We start from the raw sequence: 383 nt of genomic DNA, 5'->3' as shown, positions 1-383 counted from the left end.
TTAGCCGACCAATGCTGTCGCGCTCGAATTCGGTGCGCCGTTGTGGCCGCTCGCCGCGTTCGCCGTAGCCGGTTTCATCGACCTGGGTCAGATGCCCGCCGAGGTTGTAGCTGAAGCGCCGGGTCAGGTTGTCGATGCGTTTTTCTTCGATCAGCCGGTCGGATGCATCGTAGGCGAACTGGTACGCCGCGTTGTTTTCGTTGATCAGCGCGGTCAGGCGAATCGCCGGGTCGTATTCGTAGCGGAGGCGCTGGCCCTTGGCGTCCTGGCGACTGCTCGGCAGGCCGCGGGCGGTGCGCAGCAGTCGGGTGGTCTGGCCCTTGCCGTCGGTGTGCGTCAGCACCTGGCCGAGAGCGTTGTAGGTGAACGACTCGGCGCTGCCA

At 65.3% G+C, this 383-nt stretch carries 1 pseudogene; it reads right to left on the bottom strand.

Features of this window, described 5'->3' with window-relative positions:
- A pseudogene (locus NPS56_RS31040) lies at positions 1-383 on the bottom strand (RHS repeat domain-containing protein); the annotation flags it as partial.

Source organism: Pseudomonas putida, assembly GCF_028682635.1.
GTDB lineage: Bacteria > Pseudomonadota > Gammaproteobacteria > Pseudomonadales > Pseudomonadaceae > Aquipseudomonas > Aquipseudomonas putida_AE.
This window is presented reverse-complemented; position numbering and strand designations above follow the sequence as displayed.